This is a genomic window from Actinospica robiniae DSM 44927 (assembly GCF_000504285.1).
In the GTDB taxonomy this organism is placed as follows: Bacteria; Actinomycetota; Actinomycetes; order Streptomycetales; family Catenulisporaceae; genus Actinospica; species Actinospica robiniae.
Map to the genome: position 1 here is coordinate 189,177 of NZ_KI632511.1, position 24,308 is coordinate 213,484.

18 protein-coding genes and 1 pseudogene are annotated in these 24,308 nt (G+C 67.4%); 9 read left to right on the forward strand and 10 right to left on the reverse strand.

The window, feature by feature from the left end; genetic code table 11:
* Window positions 1-82: 82 nt before the first annotated feature.
* The 6 genes from ACTRO_RS00830 to ACTRO_RS00855 all read right to left on the reverse strand — a co-directional run bounded on the left by ACTRO_RS00830 (window position 83) and on the right by ACTRO_RS00855 (window position 7,978).
* Window positions 83-538 carry a hypothetical protein gene (locus tag ACTRO_RS00830; protein WP_034260466.1) on the reverse strand — a complete coding sequence of 152 codons (456 nt, stop codon included), beginning with the start codon at window positions 536-538 and terminating at the stop codon, window positions 83-85.
* Between the two features lie 38 nt (window positions 539-576).
* Entirely contained in the window at window positions 577-891 is a 315-nt protein-coding gene (locus ACTRO_RS00835) for a hypothetical protein (protein WP_034260468.1), read from the reverse strand.
* Window positions 888-1,664 carry a metallophosphoesterase family protein gene (locus ACTRO_RS00840; protein WP_169739781.1) on the reverse strand — a complete coding sequence of 259 codons (777 nt, stop codon included), beginning with the start codon at window positions 1,662-1,664 and terminating at the stop codon, window positions 888-890. The genes ACTRO_RS00835 and ACTRO_RS00840 overlap by 4 nt, the downstream gene beginning before the upstream one ends.
* Before the next feature lie 180 nt (window positions 1,665-1,844).
* Window positions 1,845-2,549: a VOC family protein gene (locus tag ACTRO_RS00845; RefSeq protein WP_034260472.1), complete on the reverse strand. Its 705-nt coding sequence runs from the start codon at window positions 2,547-2,549 to the stop codon at window positions 1,845-1,847.
* Window positions 2,550-2,924: 375 nt separating this feature from the next.
* A complete protein-coding gene (locus ACTRO_RS00850) occupies window positions 2,925-5,675 on the reverse strand; it encodes an ATP-binding protein (protein ID WP_034260474.1) in 2,751 nt (916 codons plus the stop codon).
* Between the two features lie 11 nt (window positions 5,676-5,686).
* The gene (locus tag ACTRO_RS00855; RefSeq protein ID WP_211244026.1) at window positions 5,687-7,978 is read right to left on the reverse strand and encodes an ATP-binding protein; all 2,292 of its coding nucleotides are present in this window, start codon (window positions 7,976-7,978) and stop codon (window positions 5,687-5,689) included.
* Window positions 7,979-8,810: 832 nt separating this feature from the next.
* Between ACTRO_RS00855 and ACTRO_RS00860 the strand changes: the two genes are divergently transcribed.
* The gene (locus tag ACTRO_RS00860; protein WP_034260478.1) at window positions 8,811-9,161 is read left to right on the forward strand and encodes a UBP-type zinc finger domain-containing protein; all 351 of its coding nucleotides are present in this window, start codon (window positions 8,811-8,813) and stop codon (window positions 9,159-9,161) included.
* Window positions 9,162-9,283: 122 nt separating this feature from the next.
* Window positions 9,284-10,831 carry an NAD(P)/FAD-dependent oxidoreductase gene (locus tag ACTRO_RS00865; protein ID WP_211244027.1) on the forward strand — a complete coding sequence of 516 codons (1,548 nt, stop codon included), beginning with the start codon at window positions 9,284-9,286 and terminating at the stop codon, window positions 10,829-10,831.
* 296 nt (window positions 10,832-11,127) lie between these two features.
* Here the strand turns inward: ACTRO_RS00865 and ACTRO_RS00870 are convergent, their stop codons facing one another.
* On the reverse strand, window positions 11,128-11,610 hold the full coding sequence (locus ACTRO_RS00870) for a hypothetical protein (RefSeq protein ID WP_034260482.1): 483 nt from the start codon (window positions 11,608-11,610) through the stop codon (window positions 11,128-11,130).
* Between the two features lie 29 nt (window positions 11,611-11,639).
* On the opposite strand from ACTRO_RS00870, the pseudogene ACTRO_RS45050 reads away from it, so the two are divergent.
* Window positions 11,640-12,041: pseudogene (locus ACTRO_RS45050) on the forward strand (transposase); the annotation flags it as partial.
* 120 nt (window positions 12,042-12,161) lie between these two features.
* Here the strand turns inward: ACTRO_RS45050 and ACTRO_RS00875 are convergent.
* Window positions 12,162-13,031 carry an aldo/keto reductase gene (locus ACTRO_RS00875; RefSeq protein ID WP_084315861.1) on the reverse strand — a complete coding sequence of 290 codons (870 nt, stop codon included), beginning with the start codon at window positions 13,029-13,031 and terminating at the stop codon, window positions 12,162-12,164.
* A 271-nt stretch (window positions 13,032-13,302) separates the two neighbouring features.
* On the opposite strand from ACTRO_RS00875, the gene ACTRO_RS00880 reads away from it, so the two are divergent.
* From ACTRO_RS00880 to ACTRO_RS00900, 5 genes are all read left to right on the forward strand, one after another.
* Entirely contained in the window at window positions 13,303-14,340 is a 1,038-nt protein-coding gene (locus ACTRO_RS00880; RefSeq protein WP_157435623.1) for a LacI family DNA-binding transcriptional regulator, read from the forward strand.
* A 356-nt stretch (window positions 14,341-14,696) separates the two neighbouring features.
* The gene (locus tag ACTRO_RS00885) at window positions 14,697-16,022 is read left to right on the forward strand and encodes an ABC transporter substrate-binding protein (protein WP_034260487.1); all 1,326 of its coding nucleotides are present in this window, start codon (window positions 14,697-14,699) and stop codon (window positions 16,020-16,022) included.
* 85 nt (window positions 16,023-16,107) lie between these two features.
* The gene (locus ACTRO_RS00890) at window positions 16,108-16,992 is read left to right on the forward strand and encodes a carbohydrate ABC transporter permease (protein WP_034260489.1); all 885 of its coding nucleotides are present in this window, start codon (window positions 16,108-16,110) and stop codon (window positions 16,990-16,992) included.
* Window positions 16,993-16,997: 5 nt separating this feature from the next.
* Window positions 16,998-17,885, forward strand: a complete 888-nt coding sequence (locus ACTRO_RS00895; protein WP_034260490.1) for a carbohydrate ABC transporter permease — start codon at window positions 16,998-17,000, stop codon at window positions 17,883-17,885.
* Between the two features lie 38 nt (window positions 17,886-17,923).
* A complete protein-coding gene (locus ACTRO_RS00900) occupies window positions 17,924-20,554 on the forward strand; it encodes a glycoside hydrolase family 78 protein (RefSeq protein ID WP_051450099.1) in 2,631 nt (876 codons plus the stop codon).
* A 51-nt stretch (window positions 20,555-20,605) separates the two neighbouring features.
* Here the strand turns inward: ACTRO_RS00900 and ACTRO_RS00905 are convergent, their stop codons facing one another.
* The gene (locus tag ACTRO_RS00905; RefSeq protein WP_034260492.1) at window positions 20,606-21,307 is read right to left on the reverse strand and encodes a sigma-70 family RNA polymerase sigma factor; all 702 of its coding nucleotides are present in this window, start codon (window positions 21,305-21,307) and stop codon (window positions 20,606-20,608) included.
* Window positions 21,308-21,399: 92 nt separating this feature from the next.
* Here ACTRO_RS00905 and ACTRO_RS00910 point away from each other — a divergent pair, with 92 nt between their 5' ends.
* Window positions 21,400-21,888: a hypothetical protein gene (locus ACTRO_RS00910; protein WP_034260494.1), complete on the forward strand. Its 489-nt coding sequence runs from the start codon at window positions 21,400-21,402 to the stop codon at window positions 21,886-21,888.
* 81 nt (window positions 21,889-21,969) lie between these two features.
* On the opposite strand, the gene ACTRO_RS00915 is transcribed toward ACTRO_RS00910, so the two are convergent.
* The gene (locus tag ACTRO_RS00915; RefSeq protein ID WP_211244029.1) at window positions 21,970-24,210 is read right to left on the reverse strand and encodes a glycoside hydrolase family 3 C-terminal domain-containing protein; all 2,241 of its coding nucleotides are present in this window, start codon (window positions 24,208-24,210) and stop codon (window positions 21,970-21,972) included.
* Window positions 24,211-24,308 lie beyond the last annotated feature (98 nt).

Sequence of the window (24,308 nt, forward strand, 5' to 3'; positions counted from 1 at the left end):
CGCGAGTCGCCCGCCAGTTCAGAGCACGCCCGAAGCGCTATGAACTCGTCAATCCCAGCCATGGCGGGCAGCCTCGCGCAGTTCACTGAGGCTCATTCTGGCCGCTCGTGGCGGCGTCACAGCACCGCGACACGGCCTGGCTCGGGGTGGAGGTCGCGGAGCCGGCTCCGGCGGACGAGCAGGCCGAAACGGCCGCGGTCAGCGCGACCGCCGCGAGCCCGGAGGCCAGGGCGTTGCGCAGCCGGCGATCGGAGGCGGTGAATCGTTCGAACCGCGCGGTCTGCGGCCGAGTGATCCGGCCAAGCAGCGGAAGCAGCCCGGCGAGTATCGCCAACGCCGCCAGGACACCGCGGCCGGTCGTCGCCGCGTAACCGGCTCCCGGCAGCTGGATCGTGGACGTGCTCTTCGACGCCAACTGCTTCACCACCGGGGCCGCGACCAGGGTCACCCGCTGGATCTCGTTGCAGTTCGAGGTCGGATTTCGCAGGTCCGGGTCTTCGGTGATATCCGCCCCGCGCGAAGCCTTCCGGGCCGCCATCAGACTGATGACCCGCGGATCGACTCGGTCAGCCGCTCCTACCGGCTTGCCGGCTCGGGCGGCCGGGGGGTCATACCCGGGGTGAGCTCGTCGAACTCGTTGGCCAGCACCAGGTAGAGCTCCCCCCAGCCACTGCTGATGGCGATCTCGTTCAAATCACCGGTCGGCAGGAGCTCGAACTTCAACTCCGGCAGCCTGCTGCCGTCTCCGCGACCTACGCGCTCCGCATGGTCGCGCAGGTCCCCGACGAGCTCCTGCTCATCCTCGTAGTACGGCTGCCAGTTGAGATCCTGAGGGAATCGCTGAACGGCATCCAAGAGCGCGTCGATGATCTCTACCAGGCGAGGATTCACAGAACCGAGGATCGCAGTGGCCGTCGCCCGGTCAGGATGGAAGTGACGAAGTCCGTGTTGGGGTGGCGGCGTCGGTTCAGGTCTTCGACCACGGCGTTCACGTCGAAGGGCACGGTGCGGTGGGTGACGGTTGGGCCGTGGCCCTCGTCTGCGAGTAGAAGCCAGCTTGTGGTGTCAGCGCCGTGCGGCAGTCCCGCAGAACCCGGATTGAGGACACGGATACCGTCGAGGTGGCGATCTGTCATGCGATGGGTGTGGCCGCCGATGACGATATCGGCGTCACAGCCGGCAAGCAGCAGCCGCAGGCGCTCATCGGTGATTTCCGGGGAAATGCCGGAGCCGTCGTCGGCTGCCGGGGAGGCATGGACACCCAGGACGCTGGTTCCGCTGGGCAGTTGGAGTCGCAGTCGCGTCGGGAGCGTAGTCAGCGCGGTAAGCACGCCCGCTTGATCCAGGACGCCGCGGGTCCATCCGATTCCCGCCGCCATCGCCGCGTAGCGTTGCACGAGGTCGAGGCTCGCCACGGCATCGGCGGCAGTTGCGTGAGGGGCGGGTTGCTCACCCGTCAGGACGTAGCGGTCGGTGTTCCCCCGCAGCATCTCGATACCGGGCAGTGTGCGGAGGAGTTGCAGGACTTCGACGGGCCGTGGGCCGAAGAGCACGAGGTCCCCCAGTGCCCACCAGCGGTCTACCTCCAAGCTTTCGGCGTCCTTGAGTACTGCGCGTAGTGCAACGTCGTTACCGTGGATGTCGGCGATGACCCCCAGTCTCATGGGCACCAGCATAGAGACCGGCGGCGCCCGACTGCGATGACCAGCATTCTGACGAGGTCATGCGGGCGCGGTGCTGCTACACCGTACGGCCGACCGGGTCGGACTGGCAGGACGACGCTCCCGGCGTCGGCGAGTTTGCGCGCCGGGTCCGGTCGACGACTGCGATCTCCTGTTGCCGGATCAGGCTGGTCGTAGCAGGAACTCGTTGCCGTCCACGTCGACCAGCTCGGCCGATCCGTCGCCGCCGATGGACACGATGGCCGCGCCGAGCGAGACCAGCCGGTCGATCTCGGCGCGCAGATCCCCGCCGGGCGCGGTGAGCAGAAACCGTTGCGCGCTGCGGGCGATCTTCGCGGCGAGCGGCTGGCCGCCCCAGGCGACCTTCGTGCCGCCCAGCGGCGACTGTACGGCCGTTTCCTGGTCCCGGTCCCAGACCAGCGGCCAGTTCAGCGCCGCGCTCCAGAACAAGCCGACATCGCGCGTACCGACGCAGGCAACCTCGCCGAAGAAGCCGGTGCCGGCCAGGTACCCGTTGCCCGGCTCGATGACGCAGAAGTAGTTGCCGCCCGGGTCGACCAGTACGACGTGACCTTCCTCGGGTCGCTGCCCGACATCGACGTGGCGGGCCCCGATCGCCAGCGCACTTGCCACCGTGTCCTGCTGGTGGGCGAGGCTGGCACTGGTCAGGTGCAGATGAAGCCGGTGCAGGTGCTCGGCTGCCGCGGGCCCGGGCACGAACCGCAGGCCGACTTGGGTCGGCGGACCGGGGAGCAACAGACCGTCCCCGTCGGCGACCACATCACAGCGGAGCATGCCGCTCCAGAACCGAGCGACCCGCTCGGGGCTATCGGTATCGCATGTCACTGCCAGCAGTCTCACAGCCATGCCCGAACGCTAGGCGCATACCGACGAAGCCCGCCACCGAATTGCATCGCGACTGGCCGAGACGCGCGCAACACGGTCAACCACAACACGCTCCAAATGTCCGCGGACAGCTTGCGCACAGCAGACCACGTCATGTCGACTGACGAAGCAAGGGCCGCACAGCCAAGGGTGGTCCCGTTCCGCCCTGTCCGTGTTCTCACGGAACGGGGGCGGAACAAGCTGGCCACGCGGCGAGCCCGCCTAGCGCACGCCCCGGCCGGCGAACCGTCGACCGTCAGCAGCCGGGGCTGCGTCGCCGTGCCGGGAATCTCGACGAACGCCGACGATCCCTGGACGAGTTGGTGACGGCCGAACGACCATGGCCGCTCATTGAGGTCATCTCGAGACTGCGCGGCGATGCCGCATCGCCTCCAGAAAATGATCAGCCGCGGCAAGCTTCTTGCCGATCTTGTAATCCACCTTGGCCATAGCGAAGAGCGTCGAGCGCAGCTGAACAGTGTCTCCGCTCTTTGCGAAGTAAGCGTGTGCGCCGGCGAGTGAAAGACGGGCGTCGATGTAATCGCCCGACCGGTACTGGATGACGCCCATGAGGAACTTACACTCGCTGTACGACCGGAAGTCGTCGAGCTCCTTGAACCTACGAGCGGCCTCTGCGATGAGATCCTTGGCCCTGCCAGGATCATCGTCCGCGAGGCGGACCTGTCCCAGAAGGCGACCGACCCGAGCGAACAGCGGCTTGGCAAGCTCCGACTTCAGGCCGATCTTCACCAGATCGCCTTGCGCGCGTTCGCCATGGTAGAGAGCATCTTTGGTGCGGCCGGTCGCCAGCAGGGCACTGGCCAGCATGCACCGCGCACGGATCTCGCCGATGGGGTTGGGCATGTACTGAAATCGCAAGAGCGATGTCGCCGCGTATTGTATGGCTTGCTCCGCATAGGCGGCCCGGCCTCGCCGGGGCGCGCCATTCCGGTACCGTGTCAACGCGAGGCGCGCCAGGCGGTACTGAATGCTTGCGCGTCTGCGCGCGTCGCCGAGATTCGACGTCAGGCCTTCATGCAACTCCTTTTCGGCCGCTTCCCACCGATAAGCGCGACGAGCCGCCTCAGACCGGCCGAGGTGGAGGCGGTAGGCAACCACTTCGCCGTCTGCCACGCTCGCCGTGTAAGGATTGTCCAGCCAGCGCTCCGGACGCCTGGCGGACTCCGTCTCCGCGCTGAGAATGCCGATCAGCCGCTGGTCTTGAGGGTCGTTGCTCCCCGCGAACTCGGAAAGCGCGAGGCTGAACTGGGGTAGAGCGTTGGAGTACGCGCCGAGCTGGAGCCAGGCCAATCCCATCTCACGATGGATGCGGGCGGCGAGAAGTGAACGCTTGGAGACCGAGGACGCGAGCGCCTGACGCATCGCTTCTTCGAGTGTCTCGAAAGACGTGTTGTAGTCTTCGGTCGACACGAGGTATGAGCCCTTTGCGATCAAGACCTCGATCTCGCCGTCGATCGCCGCGTCCCGGACCGCCGCCATATGGGCGAGCTCGAACACCTCGAGGGCGTCCGGGACGGCGAGGCGCAGCGGCACACAGCCACCGAGTAGTGCTGCGATACGCCAGCTCAGAGCCCACTCGCCTTGCCGGTGGGCGGCCGAGGAAGCGCGGACGAGGTTCGCGTATTCGGCCCGCACCCACCGCTGTGACGGTTCCGCGGAACCTGCCATCTCCATTCTCTCCGGCGTCGGCGGGACTGGCAGGACGTTCACCAGAAGCGGCCTGCGGCGGAGCAGGAATCCGACCGCCACGGCGAGGAACTCCTCTTCGAACCTGGCCGACGCGGGTTCCATGTCAGCCGCGTTCTCGTCCATCAGGAGGGTATGGGCCAGATCACGTACGAGTGGATGGAAGGTGTACCTGTACGGGCCCGGCCGCTGCCCCACCACCTCGATGAGCTGAGCCCTCGCCAGCCGGCCGATCAGGTTGGCGGACACGGCGTCCGTCACCTCGAGCAACGGCGAGAGCACCCAGGGCAGGAACGTCTCCGTTTCGAGCAGGGCCAGAAACCGGAATGCGCGCCGTTCCAGCTCGCCGAGTCTCGCGTACTCCGCTTCAATACGCTGCCTCGGCACCATCGCACCGTGATTGAGTTGCCCGAGGCGTCCCGGACCCTTCCGGAGCGTCGCGGCCATCTCGGTGTACGGGTCCTCGTACGGGGGGTTGGCGATCCCCTTACGGTCCGCCAGCTGTGCCGCGGCCGCGAGCAGGGCCAGCGGCAGACATCCGCAGAGTTCGATGATCTCCGCGACGCATTCGGGATGCGACCGAGCCGCGTCTCCGGCTACGGAGCAGAAGATGTCCCAGGCGGCATTGGTGGTCGGTACCTTGACGAGATGGGAGCCCGTGACGGTCGTCTCGGCGATGTCGCGTCCGCTGGTGACGAGCACGGCGCACCGAAGCCCATCGGGCATCAGTTCCTCGATCTGGTTGGCGCTCAGCGCCGACTCCAGGATTATCAGGTATCGGCCACTGTGTGTCAGCTTGCGGAAATGCTCGAGATTCTCCGCCGCCGTCTGATTCACGAAGCCGTTCGCCTTGAGCTTGTCGAGGAGGCTGTTGAGGATTTCATCGGGCGGGCGTGCGACTCCGCCCTCGCTCAGCGGTTCGCGGAACACTCCGTGCGGATAGTGCCGCGCGATGCGGTGCGCATACTCGGCAAGCAGTGCGCCCTTGCCGACGCCTGGCTGGCCGTGCAGGTACAGCCGCACCGGAGAGCGCGCGTGCCTGCGCCGCTTCGGCAGCCGCCACCAGTGGCGCGCGCCACCTTGCGCTCGATACTCCGCGTCCAGCGCTCGCATGTCGTCCTCGCGCCCGTAGAAGGCGTGCGGGCGCTCCGGTAGTTCCGCCACCGTGGCACGGGTGCGGCGCGCCAACCATTCGACAACGGGGATCGCCAGGAACGAGATGGTCGTCGCCAGAATCCACCAGCGCAGGCTCGCATTCGCGGACTGCGTCTTGGCGGCCATCCGCGTGGCGAAGGCGAAGGTCAGCGGTAGTACGGCGCGGCTGAAGAACTTGCATGCGATGAGCAGGCCGTTTCTCAGCCGGCGAGCACGAGCTGAACGCCTGCGCTTGAATGAACGCATCGTTGTCGGGCCTAGTGATCAGGGTTCGGCTGCCGGGTGATACTGCCGAGCCGTCGTAGTCGTCGGGTCCGCAGTCCCCGGATACGATCGCGGTAGACACGGCTCAGGCTCTTCTCGTCGTCGAGCCGCTCGAAGGCGTGCGCCGCGTCGTTGAACAGACGTATGGCATCCGATGTGCGATTCTCCTGAGCGCGGACGCCGGCGAGAAGGCGAGCGGTATCCGCTTCCAGCCACGAGTCGCCGCAGCTCTGGAAGGTCTTGAGCGCCATACCCAGCACCCGCGACGCCTCCTCGAGACGGCCCCCGGCGCTGGCGGCCTGACCGATGGTGAGCCGGCACTGCGCGACGGCGTAACGGTGCTGCATGCGCGTGAAGCCCGCCAGCGCCCGAGCCGCGAACGTCTCGGCTGCGGCGTAATCGCCGTCATCGAGCATGCACAGCGCGAGCTCGTGATCGAGTCGAGCCTGCCACAGGGCGAACCCGGCATCTTCCGCCACACGGCGTTCGGTCGTCAGGAGCGTGACGGACTCCTCCCGATGGCCCAGGAGTCTCATGACCCTGCATTGCGCCCACACGAGGCCGACCATGAGGACGTCGTGGTCGACCGGCCCTTTCGCCATGCCGATAGCCGTCTCCATCGTGCTCTGCGCCTCACTCGACTGCGTCGATTCTGCTTGCAGCAGGGCCAAATCGCTGATGAGCGAGGATGTCTCCTGCACATCGGGCTCATCGGACGCCATCGACCGGGCTTTCGTGAAGTAGTCACTGGCGGCCGCAAACTGCTTCTTCCGATGCATGAGGACACCCAGGCAGTGCATCGCACGCCTGGCGCTGACCGGTTCGTCTATCTCCAACGCGGAGTGGGCCAACTGCTCAGCCTCGTTGAGGCTGCCCAGCTCAATCAGTATGGCGGCGAGCACGGTCTTCGCCTGCGCCTCCTTGGCTTGGTCGCCCTGACTGAGTGCGAACACGGTCAAGTCTCGTGCGGCTTGTCGAGCCGAGGCGAAGTCTCCCTCTCCGATCTCATGGCGCACTCGTTCATCGACTCTCTGTACGAACTCCGACTCCTTCGATTGTTCGCGCGCCAGGGCGATCCGGGCGTGGAGCGCGCGGCGCTCCGCCGCAGAGGTCGACGTGAGGAGAAGTTGCGCGCAGTACTGATGGACCTCTTCATGGATCCGGAAGAGCGCGGTTCCGGTGTCGAGGCTGAACTGCTCGATCAGCCGAGCCCGAGTGAGAGCGTCGACGACACGCAGGACTTCCGGCTCGTCCGCATCGAGGACCGCACCCAGCATCCACGGAGCGAACACCAGCTTGTCGAACAGACCGAGCAAGGTGAGAGCGCGGCGTTCCAGCGCGGTCAGCGCCAAGGCACTCAGATCGAGTGCGGACTGGCTGGCGGCCTCGGCTATCTCATCACCCGCGATGCGCTGCATCTGGGCGAGCGCGGATGCGAGACTTCCATATGGGTCGTCCGCCAACGACGCTCCGATCAGCCGGATGGCGAGCGGCTGATAACCCACGGCCTGGACCAGCTGGTCCGCCGCGTCCCTCTCGCCGGCCACGCGTTCGCTTCCGACCAGGGCGCTGAGCAGTTCCACCGCGTCGGTCGCGGTGAGGGGTCCGACGTGGATCTGCAGGACATCGGGCCGCGAGGACAGCCGCGCCCGCGTGGTCAGAAGCACGGTGTTACTCGACCCTGCGGCCATCAACGGCTCGAGCGCCGAGGAGCCGACCGCGCCGTCCAGGACGAACAGAACCTTTGAAGCCTTCCGAGGATCGAGTGGACTCTGGCCGGGGACCGTTCCATCCCGGTTGGCGTCGAAAGAGCCGCGACGGCTGTAAAGGCTCCCGAGCAGTGACTCCACTGCTCGGGCCTGATCCTGCTCCGGTTCGAGGTGAAGGAAGACGTGGCCCCCGGGATGCCTGCGCTGCAGATCCCGGGCCACGTGGTTCGCCAAGGACGTCTTTCCCGCTCCCGCGTCGCCGTACAACACGACGATCCGAGGGGTGCCGTCGCCGGTGATGTGATGCTTCGCGTAGTCCTGGATGATCTTCAGTTCTTCCCCGCGTCCGACGAAAAGGGCCGGCGGTGGAGGCTCCAAGGCTCTGAGCCGGCTCAGCCCGTCTCGGCGCAGCGTTCGTGCGGACCGCGCGGAGCGACGGGTCATGGTGAGGATGAGTCCGAGCGCCCAGAGAGCCGCCCCCGACATGAGCCCCAGGATGAGTATAAAGTATGAGCGTGTTGATACGTGCCAGAAGTACAGGGCGCCGAGCGCGAGGGCGAACGGCGCCGCGTACACCCCCAATGTACTGAGCCAGATCTGCCATATGAGAAGCCTGCGATCGGACGACCAACCTCGCTCTGATGAGGACACGACCCGGCACCACCCCTGAATAAGCGGCACGGCCCGGCCGGACGCGCCCACCGAATTCGTCGACCGCCCCCTCGCCGTTCGGCAGTCCACTTCATCGTGGCACGCAGGTCCCGGTCTGTCTGCCACATGTTGAAGTATTGCCAAGATTCTTTGTGTACAAGGTAACTGAGGCCACGGCAGTTCGCAGAAGTGGGATAAGGCCGGATCTGCCTGTGAAAGCCTGCGGTCATGAACGCACCGCCGTATCCCTCGCCGGAGGACGAACGGATCGCTGCGAGCACGACGATCTCCGGCGCGATGGTCATCGTCACAACCCCCGCTGGAATAGTGCTGTACCTGCGAGACGACAAGCCTGAAATCCCACATCCCGCGTTCTTCGAGGCGCGCACGCTCCGGCATGCGCGAGAGCTGACACTGGCGGAGGGGCCCGGCGGGTTCCAGCCGCTGCGGGCCGGTCGGTTCGCCTTCACCCGGATCACCCTGGTGGACCAGTTCGGGCAGGCCGTCGCCGGACCGCCGCCGGCCGGCCGGTACCTCCAGTTACCGCCGCGGCTGTTGGAGCCGGCTCGGCTCCGCCCGGTTCGCCCCGGACGGCACCGCCCTGGGCGAGCTGACCGAGACCGCGGCCCGGATCTCCTGGCTGCCGGCGCCCGGATCGGAGTACCGCGGGCCCTGCTCTGCCGTGGTGCGCAAGATCGCCCGAGGTTATGCTCGCCGGAGCGAGAGCGCACGAACCCGCGAGCACCTGGGAGACGGCATGAACGCGCAGCAGGGAATCGACCCGAGTGTCGCCCCGAGCGGAACCGGGTGCGTCGAATGCGATGATGCCGGCGGATGGTGGGTCCACCTGCGGCGTTGCGCGCAGTGTGGACACATCGGCTGCTGTGACGACTCGCCGTCGAAGCACGCGACGGCGCACGCGAAGGCCACCGGGCACCAGTTGATCCGCAGCTTCGAGCCCGGCGAGGAGTGGTTCTGGAACTACCGGACCTCCGAGGCGTACGACTCCGGCCCCGCGCTCGCTCCGCCTGAGAACCACCCCCTCGACCAGCCGGTGCCCGGGCCGGCGGGCCACGTGCCGGCGAACTGGCAAGAAGTGTTGGGCTGACGGGGTCCAGGATGTCTGCTCTCGGTCCCCCTGACGAAGCCCGCCCGTCCGTGGCCCCGGGGCAGTGGGAGCGCTTGCTGGCGTACGCCGGGGCGCCCGAGTCGGTGCCGGAGGGTACCTGGTTGTACGAGCCGGGGGACCAGGCCATCGATATGGTCCTGGTCGAGCAGGGCGAGGTCCTCATCTGTAGGCCGCCGATGCCCGGCGACGACGAGTGCGTCGCAATCGCCTCGTTCGGAGCACGCGAGTTCACCGGTGAGTTGAGCTTGTTGACCGGCCAGAACGCCGCCGTCGGCGCGAGAGGCGGCGCAGGCGCGGTGGTACGCAGGCTCGGCCCCGCCGCCCTGCGCATGGTGATGCAGCAAGAGCCTGAGATTTCCGACCTCTTGCTCCGAACTCTGATCGCGCGGCGCCGATACATGCAATCGGGTGAAGGAGCACGGAGCCTGGAGCTGGTCGGTGGCGCGTGGTCGGCCGACGCGTTGGCGCTGCGCACCTATGTCGCCCGGCAGCAGCTCCCCCACACCTGGACCGACGCCGACAGTCCGGCAGGTGCCGCCATGCTGCGCGCGGTCGGCGCGGAGCCAGCCAGCCTGCCGATCGCTATCACGCCTAGCCGCGTGCTGCTCAACGCCACGGCGGGACTGCTCGCCGAGTACCTCGGCCTGTCCTATCGGGCGCCGTCCGAGCAGCACACGGTCGACCTCGTCGTCGTCGGCGGCGGGCCTGCGGGACTGGCTGCCGCGGTCTACGGCGCGTCGGAAGGGCTCGACACTCTGGTTCTCGAGGCCTCGGCCGCCGGAGGGCAGGCTGCCGCCAGCTCCCGGATCGAGAACTACCTCGGTTTCACTTCGGGCATCAGCGGTGGCGAACTGACTGCGCGGGCAGCCGTGCAAGCGGAGAAATTCGGCGCCCGGATAGCCTCCCCCTGTGCGGTTGCGAAACTAGACCCGCATGGTGACGTGATCAGGTTGGTCTTGTTCGACGACACCGAACTGACGGCTCGGGCCGTCGTGATCGCCACCGGCGCCCGGTACCGCTCCCTGCCACTCGAGCGCTGGGCCGACTTCGAGGGCGCAGGAATCTACTACGCGGCCACCCAGATCGAGGTGCGCGCGTGCGCGCAGAGCCCCGTCGCCGTGGTGGGCGGGGCGAACTCCGCAGGTCAGGCCGCACTGTACCTTGCCGAAAACGGCAGCGCGGTGTCACTCGTGGTGCGCGGCGACGACCTGCGGGCCGACATGTCAGCGTATCTGGCCGACCGGGTCCTGGCCCATTCCGGGATCACCGTGCGGACCGGCACCCAGGTCTCGGCGCTGCACGGCGCGGACCATCTCGAGAGGGTCTCGTTCGACGCGGGCACGGGCACCCCCGAGTCCGTCGCGTGCACGGGCCTTTTCTGCTTCATCGGTGCTACCCCCGCCACCGAGTGGCTGGAAGGACTGGCGGTCGACGAGAAGGGCTTCCTGCGCACCGACGCCCAGTTGCTCGACGCCGAGCTCACCGGCACCTGGGCTGGTCTCGGCCGGAGCCCGCTGCCGTTCGAGACGAGCGAGCCACGGGTATTCGCGGCGGGCGACGTGCGCTCCGGTTCGATGAAGCGCGTGGCGTCGGCGGTGGGCGAAGGCGCAAGCGCCGTGAGCTCGGTCCATCAAGCCCTCGGCCACTGAAAGATCAGGGCTCGGTAACCGGGAAAAGTCAACGCCCGGCGATTCAAGGGAGCAACGCTCGCTGACCGGGTGTCAGGCGACAGTCGCCCGCACCAGCTCGGATGGGGAGCGAGCTCTCCATTCCGGAACATGGCGACGGCCTGATCGAGCAGTGCCTGCTGCCTATCGCAACGTCGTCGGCACCCTCTGGCCTGACGCGCTGTCCGTGTCGTCGCTCAGCTCGCTCGGCGGAGTGGTCAACACTGGGCAGATGTGTCGTTCGATCCCGCCGCGTTCCAGGCTCCCTCGGGCAGCATCTAAGACTTGCTGGTCGAGATGCGCGTAACCACCTCGATCTCAACGGGCTCCGGATCATCGAGGTAAAACGCAAACCCCGCCTCAAGGTCGGCTGCGAACTCGAGCGGGCGCAGTCCCAGCAACCACTCAGGCCGCGGGATCCAGCCGAACGCCGCAGGCGGGTCGAAGTGCTCGATGAGTTCGACACGTGCGAACGTCTCGGGCACTCCGACGATGCACACATCCCGGGCGGACAAGCCCCTGCCGTCGGGCTCCATGCGCCAGGGCGTGCCCCGCCAGTCGTGGTGATCAGGATCGCGCGGAAAACCCATCCTGCCATCCCAATGATGACCAGGATCCACAGTGCGCCACGGCCACTCAACGAAGACGGTGCGCACCGTAACCCTCGACACCACCACCTCGACCGGCTCCGCACTCAGCCGCACGATGTCCCCGACCTGATAGCCCTCCGCCGCCTCGACAGGCCGCCCACGATCAATCATGGAGACCACCTATCACGCCTGCCCCTTGACCGCTAATCCCACCGGATCTCTCGACGCCCGGCATCGGAGTCAGGACCGGAGCCCGAGTCCTCGCCGAGGTCGGCGACGCCACCGCCTTCCCATCCGTAGCCCACCTGGCCGCCTACGCAGGCCTTACCCTCGTCACCCGCCACTTCGGCACGTCCATCAAGGACGAGACACCCGCGCTCCGCGGAAACCGACCGCTCAAACGCGCCTTGTTCCTCAGCGCCTTCGCATCCATGGCGCACCCGCCCTCGCGCGCCTACTACGAACGGAAGATCAGCGAAGGCAAGCGGCACAACCAAGCCCTGTTGTGCCTCGCCCGACGCCGCTGCGACGCGCTGACCTCAAGTCCGACGGACGGTCTCGTATGTGCCACACGACGAGTTGCCGGTCGAGGGCGACGGTGATTCATGCTGTTCAGCGCAGGCTCAATGAGCATTGACAACGCGGGCCACGTGCAACACTCAACTCCGGGTGGCCTGCATGACATGCCAAGGCCATACGTCGAAAAGCTGCATTTGTCTCGCTCAAGCTATCAAGCAGTTCAGTTCGGCAAGCTCGTCCGCGCTGAGGTTCAACTGGCTTGCTGCTGCCGCATCGCGTGCCGTTTCCGGACGGGTCGCTCCAACCACGGGTATGAGCGCAGGCGATCGCGCGAGCAGCCATGCCAGGGCGACGAGCGCGGCATGCACACCGTGAACGCCGGCCACGCGACCGAGGGAACCTGAGAGCACGGGTTCAGCTTGGGCGAGTCCGCGCAGCGGTGAGTAGGCCAGGAATGCGATTCCGGCTTCCGCGCACTGATCCAGCACGGGCTGCCCGGACACGTCGAAGAGGGAGTAGTGGTTCTGCACTGCCTCGATCGTCGCGGTACGACGCGCCGCGGCGAGCTCGTCGAGCCCGATGTTGGAGACTCCGATATGGGCGATCTTGCCTTCGCGGCGGAGGTCGTCCAACGCGCCGACGCTTTCTTCGATCGGGACCTCGGGGTCGGGCCAGTGCAGGAAGTACAGGTCGATCTGCTCGATCCCGAGCTCCGAGAGGCTTGCCTCACAATCCCGCCGCAGCGACTCCGGGCGGGCGTCGATCGGGAACTCGTCTCCCTGGCGAAGGTGGCCGCCCTTTGTAGCGACCAACGGACGGGCCGCGTCCGATCGCCTCGCCGCTAAGACGTCCCTGATCAGTCGCTCGTTCTCGTTCGGACCGGCGGCGGAGGTGTAGGCGGCGGCCGTGTCCAACATCCTGATCCCGGCGTCGAGCGCGGCTTCGATGACCGCTCGGCCCCGCGTGGGATCGGCATGGTGCTCGAGGGAGAGCGCCGCGCAGCCGAGCGCGAGACCGCCGACCCCTACCGCCCCGACGACACGGTGAGACCTCGCCATAGCCGACCTTTCCATCGCACTCTGATAGACCAGTTCACACGCGCGGCGAGCCGGCCTCGGGACTCGTGGTCCCGTCTGTCGGCGCTTCGCAGCTGTCTGCGGGCCGATCCGTGATGAACTGTGTATAACGTTATACACTATTGCGCCAGGGTGCCCGCTCGTTGCGGGATTGTGGTGCGTCGCACGTGGCCGATAGCGTGTAACGTTAGCGATTCAGCTGCTTTGGTCGACGATTGCCCGCGGAGCCCCGCGGCGGCCGTCGTTCGTGACGACAGGGTGCTCTGGCATGGATTCGGCGAAGCAAACCAAGCGCGTGACGATCAAGGAAGTCGCGCAGCACGCGGGGGTTTCCATGGCCGCCGTCTCCAAGGTGCTGCGCAACGCCTACGGCACGAGCCCGGCCATGACGGAGAAGGTCAAGGCCTCGATGGCCGCGCTCGGGTACCGGCCGAGCTCGGCGGCGCGCGGCATGCGGGGGCGGACTTACACGATCGGCGTGCTGCTCGACAACCTGCGCAACAGCTTCTTCGCCGACATCCTCGACGGCGTGCACGAGGAGCTGCTCGACACCGACTACACCGTGCTGATCGGCGCCGCCGGGTTCGACGCGGCCGGGCAGGCCCACACGATCGAGGCCATGGTCGACCGGCGGATGGACGGGCTGATCCTCATCGCCCCGGGCACCAGCCGCAGCGAGGTGCTCGGCTTCGCCGCGGTGACTCCCACCGTCGTCATCGGGCATCACGACGCGGCCGAGGTCCACGACTCGGTCCTCGACGCGGACGACATGGGCGCGGCCATGGTGGTCGATCACCTCGTCTCGCTCGGCCACCGCCGCATCGCGCTGTTCTCCTCACCCGGCACGAAGTCGAGCCAGTGGCGAAAGACGCCTGAGATCGTCCTGACCAACGGGTATCTGGAAGCGATGCAGCGCCACGGCCTCGAAGATCTGGCCACGGTGGTGCGCGCTCCGTACTCGGACGACGGCGGTTACAAGGCCGGCCTGGACCTGCTTTCCGCGTCACACCGCCCGACCGCGATCATGACCGGTGCGGACATCGCCGCGATGGGCGTCTTCCGCGCCGCCGACGAGCTCGGGCTCCGCGTCCCGGAGGATCTGTCGCTGGCCGGCTACAACAACACGGCTTTGGCGGCACTGACCTCTGTCCAGCTCACCAGCGTCGACCAGGCCGGCCGGACCATGGGCTCCGCGGCCGCACGTATGCTGATCGAACGCGTGGAAGGCCGCCGCACCCGCGCCATGCAGACCACGATGACCCCGAGCCTCGTCGTGCGCCGGAGCACGGCAGCGCCCGCTTCCTGATTCGACATCCAGGTTCTTACCGCCCGGCCCGACTGGGTCGAAGCGGTGCCGACAACGGCCGGCGGGCCTGTTAACCGCGCAACAGCGAAGCCGCTATCGGCATGATCAGCACCGCTCACCCATCGATCTGAACAACGATTTACACGCTGAGCGATGCGGCACGCCCAAGCTAAAGCCGAAGTAGCCGCAATGTTACTCTGTCGTGTCTTGACGGGGGCGCGAGTTTTGGAGCAGGGTGAAGCCACACCGAGTGTGCAGCGTTCTACACACGACGGCCCAGGACACGCCAGGACGGCGTGACACTCCCCGACTCATGTTCCGTACCTCCGCTTCAATGACGACCCGGGAGCTCATCCATGATCGCCAGCTCGACCCGCTCCAAGAGAAGGCTGCTGGGCGTTTGCGCCACTGCGGCCGCGTTGACTCTGCTGGCCACCGCATGCGGCGGGACGGGAGGCGGGTCGAGCTCCGGCTCCGCCGCGCCGAAGTCGTTCAGCTTCATGTCCGCAACCGAGAACACCGTCGACCGGGCCGTTCTCACCAGCTTGTCGAAGAACGAGTGCGCCTCGGAGAACACGGCGCTGCCGCTGAACGTGCAGACTCAGCCGCAGGCGAATCTCAACGAGAAGGTCCAGCTTCTGGCCGGCCAGAACGCGCTGCCGACGCTCTTCCACGAGGACACTCCGACCACGGTGGTACAGCTGGCGAAGTCGGGCAAGGTCGAGAACCTCGAACCACTGCTGCAGAAGCTGGGCGTCGAGGACCAGCTGCTCCCGTCCGCGGTCTCCACCGTCAAGGCGCTCTACAACGGTCAGCTCGACGCTCTGCCGGCCGAATACAACATCGAAGGCATCTTCTACAACAAGGAGATCTTCGCCGCCCACGGCCTGAGCATCCCGACCACCTGGGACGAGCTCGTCGCGGACGCCGCGAAGCTGAACGCCGCGGGTATCCAGCCGTTCTCCGCCTCGGGGCAGCAGGGCTGGCCCATCACCCGCATGATCGGCGACTACCTCTTCCGCGACCTCGGCCCCGACGCTATGAGTGACGTCGCCGACGGCAAGGCCAAGCTGACCGACCCCGAATACGTCTCGGCCGCCCAGAAGGTCGCCGACCTCGGCGCCAAGGGTTACTTCGGCAAGGGCGTCGGCTCGATCGACTACAACACCGCGATGAACACCTTCCTGACCGGCAAGGCCGCGATGCTCTACATGGGCAGCTGGGCGCTGAGCAACATCGGCGACTCCAAGCAGGACACCGTGGGCGCCGCGAACATCGGCTTCATGCCGTTCCCGGCCGTGGCCGGCGGCAAGGGTTCGATCGACCAGTACCCGTCCAACATCGGCCTGGGCATCGTGATGTCCTCGCAGAACGCGGACAACACCGAGGTCGACAACTGGATCTCGTGCGTCGCCAAGAACTACGGTACCGACTCACTCAAGTCGCAGAACACGATCTCCGGCTTCAAGGTCAACGGCTCGGTGCCCGCGGCCAACGCCGTGACCACCCAGGTGCAGACGACCATGAGTACCGCTACCTCGAGCGTCCTGTGGTTCGAGGCTCTCTTCAGCGCGCAGGCGACCACGACCAGCCAGCAGGACGCCACCCCGCTGGTGTCCGGCTCGATGAGCGCGCAGGCGTTCATGTCCGCCGTTCAGAACGCCCTCAACAGCGGCAGCTGAGCGTGACGCCGGGTCGCCGGGCCCGCGAGGGACCGGCGACCCGAGTCTTCGCGCCGTCGTCTGACAACTACGAAGTGGACTAACCATGCACCGCGTACTCGGTGACAAGAGAGCCATCGCGATCCTGCTGGGTCCGGCTCTGCTCGTCTACTCCCTGATCATGCTCGTCCCGATGTTCTGGTCCGTGGGGTACTCGTTCACCAAGGGCAACACCATCGAGGGCTTCACCTGGACCGGGTTCACCAACTTCAGCCACCTGTGGTCGGATCCGAACGCGCACCAGGCGCTGTGGTTCACCCTCAAGTACGCGGTCGTCGTCACGGTGGGCCAGGTCGCGGTCGGCTACCTCCTCGCCCTGCTTTACGTGTTCTTCCTCAAGCGCGCCTCCGCCCTGGTGCGCACCCTCGTCTTCTTCCCGATGGTGCTGCCCACCGTCGCGGTCGGCCTGCTGTTCAAAGCCCTGTTCCAGATCGCGCCGCAGTACGGCCCGGTCAACCAGCTGCTCGTCGACGTCGGCTTGCACCCGATCGACTGGTTCTCCAGCACCGGCACGGCGTTCATCGTGCTGGTGGTCATGGACATCTGGCGTTCGATGGGCTTCTACGCGGTCCTGCTCTACGCCGGCTTGGTCGACGTGCCCGACGACATCCTCGAGTCGGCCCGCCTCGACGGCGCCTCGGGGCTTCGCCTGGTGCGCCACATCGTGCTGCCGCTCTCCTTCCCGGTGCTGATGTCCTCGCTCATCTTCAGCATCAACGGCACGCTCAAGGTCTTCGACTCGATCCTCCCGCTGACCAACGGCGGGCCCGGGAACAGCACGACGCCGCTGACGGTGCTGATGTTCAACACCGCCTTCGACTACGGCAACTACGGCTACGGCAGCGCCATCGCGTTCCTACTCACGGTCGTGTGCCTGCTGGTCACCCTCCTCGTCTTCCGCCTCTCGCGCCGCGACCTCCAGAAGGGCTGAACACCATGTCCACCGACACGCCCACGGGGACGCGCATCCAGGCACACCCGGCCGGCCGCAAGCGACGCTTCGGCCCCGGCAAGCTGACCGTTCGGTTCCTGATCACCGTGCTGATCCTCGTCGAGGTCCTGCCGATGATCTGGATGTTCCTGACGTCCATGAAGTCCAACAGCGACTACCTGAACAACTCGGCCTGGAGTCTGCCGACCCACTGGCTGTGGTCGAACTACTCCACCGCCTGGACCACCGGAAGCATCGGCCTGTACGTGCGCAACAGCGCGCTCGCCGTCTTCCCGTCCCTCTTCCTGCTCCTGCTGCTGGGCACGGCGGCCGGCTTCGCGCTGCAGATCATGGTGTGGAAGGGCCGCAACTTCACCCTGCTCATCTTCCTCGCCGGGCTGATGGTGCCGGTGCAGATGATCCTGCTGCCGCTGTTCACGGTCTACACCCAGGCCGGCATCTCCGGCACGCTCTGGCCGCTGATCCTCACCTACACCGGGGCGAACCTCCCGCTGACGGTGTTCATGATGAGCACCTTCTACCGCGCGGTCCCGCGCGAGATGTTCGAGGCCGCGACGCTCGACGGCGCCGGCATCCTGCGCTCCTTCTGGGCGATCAGCGTGCCGATGGTGCGCAATGCCATCCTCACCGTCGGGCTGGTCGAGTTCTTCTTCATCTGGAACGACCTGCTCGTCGCGCTCACCTTCACGAACAATCAGAACCTCAGCACCATTCAGGTCGGGCTGCTCAACTTCACCGGCCAGTTCGGCTCCACCCAGTACGGTCCGCTGTTCGCGGCCATCTGCATCAACGTCTTCGGCACCCTGCTGATCTATCTGTTCCTCAACCAGAAGATCATGAAGGGCCTCACCGGCGGCGCTGTCAAGGGCTGAAGAACGCTCTCCGTACTCCTGGAAAGGTCACCACCCCCATGCGTGTTCAGCCTGCCCCGGTGTCGTTCGAACACCTCCGGAGCGGACTCGGCATCGGTGTGCCCGCACCGCGCCTGTCCTGGACGCTGCCTCCGCACTCCCTGGGCCAAGACGCTTACGAACTCGAGATCTCCCGCGGCGACGGACCCGACGCGCTGCGCACCGGACGTATATCGAGCGCGCAGCAGCGCCTCGTCGCCTGGCCGGATCTGTCCCTGGGCTCTCGCGAGCGCGCTGGCGTGCGCGTACGGGTCTGGACGGACGGCGCCGATGAGCCGAGCGACTGGAGCGAGGCCGCCGTCGTCGAAGCCGGCCTACTCGGACCAGCTGACTGGAGCGCCGTGCCGGTGGGCGCGGCGTGGCCGGAGGATCCGCACGGCCGGCGCCGCCCCGCGCGCGTCCGCCGGGACTTCGAGGTCGAACGGCAGATCGTCCGCGCACGGCTCTATGTCACAGCGCACGGCCTGTACGAAGCCGAGATCAACGGCATACGTGTCGGCGACGACGCCCTCTCCCCCGGCTGGACCGTCTATTCGCGGCGGCTGCGCTACTACACGTACGACGTCACCGAGCACCTGAGCGCCGGCGCCAACACCATCGGGGCCTGGCTCGGCGACGGCTGGTACCGCGGCAAGTACGGCTTCGACGGCGGCACCCGCAACATCTACGGCACCGACCAGTCGCTGATCGCCCAGCTCGAGATCGTCCACGACGACGGGAGCACGACCGTCATCGCGACCGACCGGACATGGAGCGCCGCGCCGAGCCCCATCACCGAATCAGGCCTGTACGAAGGCGAGAGCTTCGACGCCCGCCTCCAGGACTCGGCCTGGTCCACGCCGCACCGATCGGCCGCAGAACCCGACTGGTCGCCCGTCGTCGTCAGGAAGCGCGACCCGGGCACCCTGGTCGCGCCGCAGGGTCCCCCTGTGCGGTGCACCGAGGAGGTCGCGCCCGTCAGCGTCGCCCGTCGCGAGGACGGCCGACTGCTCGTCGACTTCGGCCAGAACCTCGTCGGGCGCCTGCGGATCACCGTCGACGCACCGGCCGGAAACGCCGTTACCATCCGCCACGCGGAAGTCCTCGAACACGGCGAGCTGGCGGTCTGGCCGCTGCGCGAGGCCCACTCGACCGATACGTACATCAGCGACGGCGCGGGCCCAGACACCTGGGAGCCGCGGTTCACCCTGCACGGCTTCCGCTACGCGGAAATCGAGGGCTGGCCCGACGGCGGGGTGCCCCCGGAGGCCGTCACCGCCCGCGTCTACCACACCGACATGCGCCGCACCGGCTGGTTCGAATGCAGCGACCCGCTGATCAACCGTCTACACGAGAACGTCGTGTGGAGCATGCGCGGCAACTTCGTCGACCTGCCCACCGACTGCCCCCAGCGCGACGAGCGGCTCGGCTGGACCGGCGACATCCAGGTGTTCGCGCCGACCGCCGCGTTCCTCTTCGACTGCGCCGGCATGCTCGACTCCTGGCTCGTCGACGTCGGCATCGAGCAGCTGCCCGACGGCACCGTTCCCTGGTACGTCCCTGTCATCCCGGGCGAGCCGATGTGGACTCCGATCCAGCCCGGTGCGGCCTGGGGCGACGTCTCCACGCTCACGCCGTGGCTGCTCTACCAGCGTTTCGACGACGCCGGACTGCTGCGTCGCCACTTCGAGACCGGCAAGAAGTGGGTCGACCTGATGGACCGGGTCGCCGGCCCCTCGCGCCTGTGGGACACCGGGTTCCAGCTCGGCGACTGGCTCGACCCGGTCGCGCCACCCGACGACCCGGCTAGCGGCCGCACCGACAAGTACCTCATCGCGACGGCGTACTTCGCCTGGTCGACAAGGCATCTGGCGCGGATCGCCGAGACCATCGGCGAGGACGAGCACGCCCACCGCTACAAGATCCTGGCCGACCAGGTCGCCGCGGCGTTCCGCGGCCGTTGGGCGCTGCCCGACGGACTGATGCGCGTCGACAGTCCCACCGCCTACGCCCTCGCCCTGCGGTTCGACCTGATCACGACGCCGGCCGCGCGCAAGCGAGCCGGCGACCGCCTCGCCGAGCTCGTCCTCGCCGACGACGCGAAGATAGCCACCGGTTTCGTCGGCACGCCACTGCTGTGCGACGCCCTGACCGAAGCAGGTCACATCGACGTCGCCTACAAGCTCCTGACCCAGACCGAATGCCCCTCCTGGCTCTACCCCGTCACGCAAGGCGCGACCACGATCTGGGAGCGCTGGGACGGCCTGCGCCCGGACGGCAGCCTCAACCCCGGCGACATGACCTCGTTCAACCACTACGCCCTCGGCGCGGTCGCCGACTGGCTCCACCGCACCGTCGCAGGCCTCGAAGCCACCAGCCCCGGCTACCGCACGATCAGATTCCGCCCCCGGCCCGGCGGGCGAATCACCTCGGCCAAGGCCCGCCACGAGACGCCGTACGGCACGGCGGCGATCGCGTGGGAGTTGGTCGAGGAGATGTTGAGCGTGGATGTGGTGGTGCCGCCGGGATGCACGGCGGAGTTGGAGCTTCCGGGGCAGGCACCGGTCGGTCTGGGTGCCGGCTCGCATCGTGCCAGTGTGCAAATACCCAACCGCTCGTTGAGCCACGCCGGAACCATCGAGGCTCGTTGACTCAGGGCGAGGCTCATCGGGCGTGGCGCAGCGGTCTTCCGCCGCAGAGCGCTACTCGGCGAGGCGGCGCAGCTGCGTCTGTGCCTGCTCGACATAGGTGCGCGCGGTATGGCCGGAGACCTCGAGCTGGCGTCCGATCTCGCGGAACGACCGCTCGGGACCGCCGTCCAAGCCGTAGCGCAGAACCAGCGCAGCTGCACGACGGGCGTCCATACGGGTCAGGGCGAGACGGATGACATCCGCGAAATCCGCCGCAACCACGGCGGTTTCCGGAGTCGGCCCACCGTCGGCAAACGGCATCGCGAACCCGGGTGCGAAGAGATCTTCGTCGGCATCGATGCTCACGGCTGAGAGCTGACGGTGCAGTGCCGCGGCGGTGCCCGGGGAGACTCCGAGCGCCGCGGCGGCCAGGGTGAGCCTGTCGGCGTTCTCATCCAAGGCGCGCCGAAGGACGACCGTGCGCCCGACCAGGTCCGGCGGCAAGACCATCGGGAACTCCTGGCGGGCGATCGCGCGCTGGATCTCTTTGCGGACCCAGATCCGCGCGTAGGCCCCGAAGGGGACAGCCCGTTGCGGGTCGAACCTCGAGGCGGCGATCAACAGTCCGACGGCTCCGGCCTGGTGCAGATCGGCGCGGTCGAGACGCCAGGTCCGGTACTGCGCGGCCTCCTGTTCGACGAGGTGGAGATGGGCCGCGACGAGGCGATCGCGGGCTGCGCCGGCAGTGGTGCCGGCTTCCTCGGTGCCGGTCACGGCGCTCCTCTCCTCGACGTCGAAGGCTTGATACCGCGAGCCGCATGAAATGCGAGATTCGCACACCGCCGATCTCCCGGTATCAACCAGGCATGACCTTCAACGTCGCAACCACCGTCTGGCACTCGATCCCGCTCATTCCCTACGGCGCGATCCTGCACGTCCCCGAAGGCTGGGAGGCGATGCCCCCGCAACCGGCGAACGGCCCCGAGATCATGCGCGCTGCCGGCGGCGCCGGTCGCAACCTGATCGTCTTCAAGCTCCCGGCCGGAGGCCGGACCGCGGACGAGGTCGCCGACGTGGCGCAGGGCAAACTCGAAGCGCACGGCTACGGCGACTTCACCCGCGCCGCCGTCCCCTTCGCCGGGCAGCCGGGTGTGGCGCTGGACTTCGTGACCCGAACCGGCAACGGCGAAGAGGTCTACCGCACCCGCGAGTACTTCGCCGTTCGGGGCAACGCCGGCTATGTGCTCGGCATGGGCAGCCGCACGTGGGAGGAACACCTCCCGCTCATCGAGGCGATCGCGGCGCGGTTCACGCTCATCGACCAGGCTGCCTATGGAGAAGACGCGCCGCGATGATCAAAATTCGGGCGGAACGGCGACGTGCGGGACGACATCGCCGCCCCGCACGTTCCTCGTGCGATCAGGTCCTGCCTGGGACTACCGGATCTCGATCGCCTGGCTCAGCGCCGCGGTCTGCGAGTCTGAGCCGACCTGGAAGGTGTACCTGCCGGCCGCGGTCACCCACGAGCTCGTCTTGGTGTCGTAGTACGAGATCGGGTGGGCGGCGCTGGTCGGGTCGATGGTGATCGTGGCCTTCTGGCTCTGACCCGGCTTCAGCGTGACCTGCTGGTAGCCCACGAGCGCGTGGCCTGGCTCGCCGGTCGAGGCGGGCTGCGTCACGTAGACCTGCAGGGTGACGGTGCCGGTCTTCGTGCCGTCGTTGCGCACGGTGAAGCTGACGCGTATCGCGCTCTTGCCGTTGCCGCCGCCGTTCACCTTGATACCGCTGTAGGAGTAGCGGGTGTAGGACAGGCCGTAGCCGAACGGGAACAGGGGCTTGATGTCCTGCGCCTCGTACCACTTGTAGCCGACGTCCAGGCCTTCACTGAAGCTGGTCTGGTAGATGCCGTTGCTGTCCTCGATGCCGGGGTACTGCGCCGTCGTGTCGGTCGGGGTGTCGGCGAGCGAGGCGGGGAAGGTGATCGGCAGGCGGCCGGTGAAGTCCGCGTCGCCGAACAGCAGCTTCGCGAGCGCGGTGCCCTGCTGCTCGCCGGGGTACCAGGCTTCGACGACGCCCTTGACCTGGCTGAGCCACGGCATGGCCACGGCGGATCCGGTCTCCAGGACCACGATGGTGTTCGGGTTGGCTGCGGCCACGGCCGAGATGAGCGCGTCGCCGTTCCCGTCGAGGCTGAGCGAGGTGCGGTCGGCACCCTCGCCTTCCTCGGCGTAGGCGAAGACGACCGCGGTCTTGGCGGTCTTGGCCGCGGCGACGGCCGAGGCGATGTCAGAACCGGTGTCGTACGTGACGCGCAGCCCGTCCTGCGCCGCGCGGGAGGTGATGGAGGTGAGCGGGGCGACGACGTCGGGGCAGTCCGTCGCGTTGTCCATACCGTCCGGCGCCTCCTGGGTGCAGACGGTCTCGGCGCTCACGCCGTTCGTCGGGGTGGCCGACGCGGTCTGGCCGATCACGGCGATGGTGCCGGAGGACTTGCCGAGCGGCAGGGCCTGGCCGGAGTTCTTGAGCAGGACCGAGCCGTTCTGGGCGACCTGCTCGGCGACGGCCTCGCTGTACGGGGTCTGCGTCGTGGTCGGCACGGTGGTCGGCATCAGGTGGTCGAACAGGCCGGAGGCGATGTAGGAACGGACGACGCGGAACGCGGCCTCGTTGATCTGGGCCATCGTCACCTGGCCGGAATCCAGGGCGGCCTGGATGTTCGCCGGGGTGTAGTGGATCGGGTTGTTCAGTTCCTGGTCCAGGCCGGCGTTGAGCGACGGCGCGGTGGAGTGGACGGCGAAGAAGTCTGAGGTCACGTAGCCCTGGAAGCCGTCCTGGCCCTTGAGCACGTTGTCCAGGATCGGGTTCTCGCAGGCGTAGGCGCCGTTGATCTGGTTGTAGGAGCACATGATGCCGCCGGGCGAGCTCTGGCTCAGCGCGATGTTGAACGGCTGGTTGTAGACCTCCTCCAGCGTGCGCGTGCTCATGTTCGTGCTCATGTTGTTGCGGTCCGCCTCCTGCTCGTTGGCCACGTAGTGCTTGAGCACCGCCATGACGGGCTCGTCCGCGTCGCCGTTCTGCAGGCCGTTGATCTGGGCGGCGGCCTGGTTACCGCCAAGCAGGGAGTCCTCACCGAGGTCTTCGGGAGTACGTCCGTCGAGCGGGGTGCGCCCGTTCTCCAGGTCGGGGCCGAGGATGACATTGTGCCCGGTCTCGAACGCGTCGTTCGCCTGGGCCTTGCCCTTGGCGTAGGCGAGGCCGGAGCTCCAGGTGGCGGCGAGGTCGACCTGCGACGGGTAGATCGTGACGTCGCTGCCGGCGTTGCGCACGAAGTCGGCGCCGTCGGCGTAGACGACGGTCGGGGTGCACGCCACCTGGGCCGGGTAGGTGGTCGCCACGCCGCTGAAGGACGTGAACGTGGTCTGCGTCGGCGAGTTCGCCGCCTTCTCGTCGAGCCAGCGCAGCTTCTGGTCCAGGCTGCTGGAGGAAAGCAGAAGGCTGGCACGCGTGCTCGCGTCGAGGTGCGTGTTCATCCACGGGCATCCGGCCGGATAGCCGGCGGCGGCGTTTCCGGCGGCCTGCGCCGCGGGCCCGTCGACGGCTCCGGCCGCGAGCGACACCGCGGCGAGTACCACCAGCACGGCTGACCTGCGACGAGATCGGGAACGTGGGACGCTCACAGGCGTTCCTCCTTGAACGGCGAATGGTGAACGAAATGTGGTTGGTCACAACCCCTGTGCCACGCGGATGAACAGCGTGCCGACGCCGGTTATCGTGC

Coding starts and splice junctions, on each gene's coding strand:
- ACTRO_RS00830 (WP_034260466.1), bottom strand. CDS start 538: ATGGCGGCCCGGAAGGCTTCGCGCGGGGCGGATATCACCGAAGACCCG.
- ACTRO_RS00840 (WP_169739781.1), bottom strand. CDS start 1,664: ATGAGACTGGGGGTCATCGCCGACATCCACGGTAACGACGTTGCACTA.
- ACTRO_RS00845 (WP_034260472.1), bottom strand. CDS start 2,549: ATGGCTGTGAGACTGCTGGCAGTGACATGCGATACCGATAGCCCCGAG.
- ACTRO_RS00850 (WP_034260474.1), bottom strand. CDS start 5,675: ATGCGTTCATTCAAGCGCAGGCGTTCAGCTCGTGCTCGCCGGCTGAGA.
- ACTRO_RS00860 (WP_034260478.1), top strand. CDS start 8,811: ATGAACGCGCAGCAGGGAATCGACCCGAGTGTCGCCCCGAGCGGAACC.
- ACTRO_RS00870 (WP_034260482.1), bottom strand. CDS start 11,610: ATGATTGATCGTGGGCGGCCTGTCGAGGCGGCGGAGGGCTATCAGGTC.
- ACTRO_RS00875 (WP_084315861.1), bottom strand. CDS start 13,031: ATGGAAAGGTCGGCTATGGCGAGGTCTCACCGTGTCGTCGGGGCGGTA.
- ACTRO_RS00880 (WP_157435623.1), top strand. CDS start 13,303: ATGGATTCGGCGAAGCAAACCAAGCGCGTGACGATCAAGGAAGTCGCG.
- ACTRO_RS00885 (WP_034260487.1), top strand. CDS start 14,697: ATGATCGCCAGCTCGACCCGCTCCAAGAGAAGGCTGCTGGGCGTTTGC.
- ACTRO_RS00890 (WP_034260489.1), top strand. CDS start 16,108: ATGCACCGCGTACTCGGTGACAAGAGAGCCATCGCGATCCTGCTGGGT.
- ACTRO_RS00895 (WP_034260490.1), top strand. CDS start 16,998: ATGTCCACCGACACGCCCACGGGGACGCGCATCCAGGCACACCCGGCC.
- ACTRO_RS00900 (WP_051450099.1), top strand. CDS start 17,924: ATGCGTGTTCAGCCTGCCCCGGTGTCGTTCGAACACCTCCGGAGCGGA.
- ACTRO_RS00910 (WP_034260494.1), top strand. CDS start 21,400: ATGACCTTCAACGTCGCAACCACCGTCTGGCACTCGATCCCGCTCATT.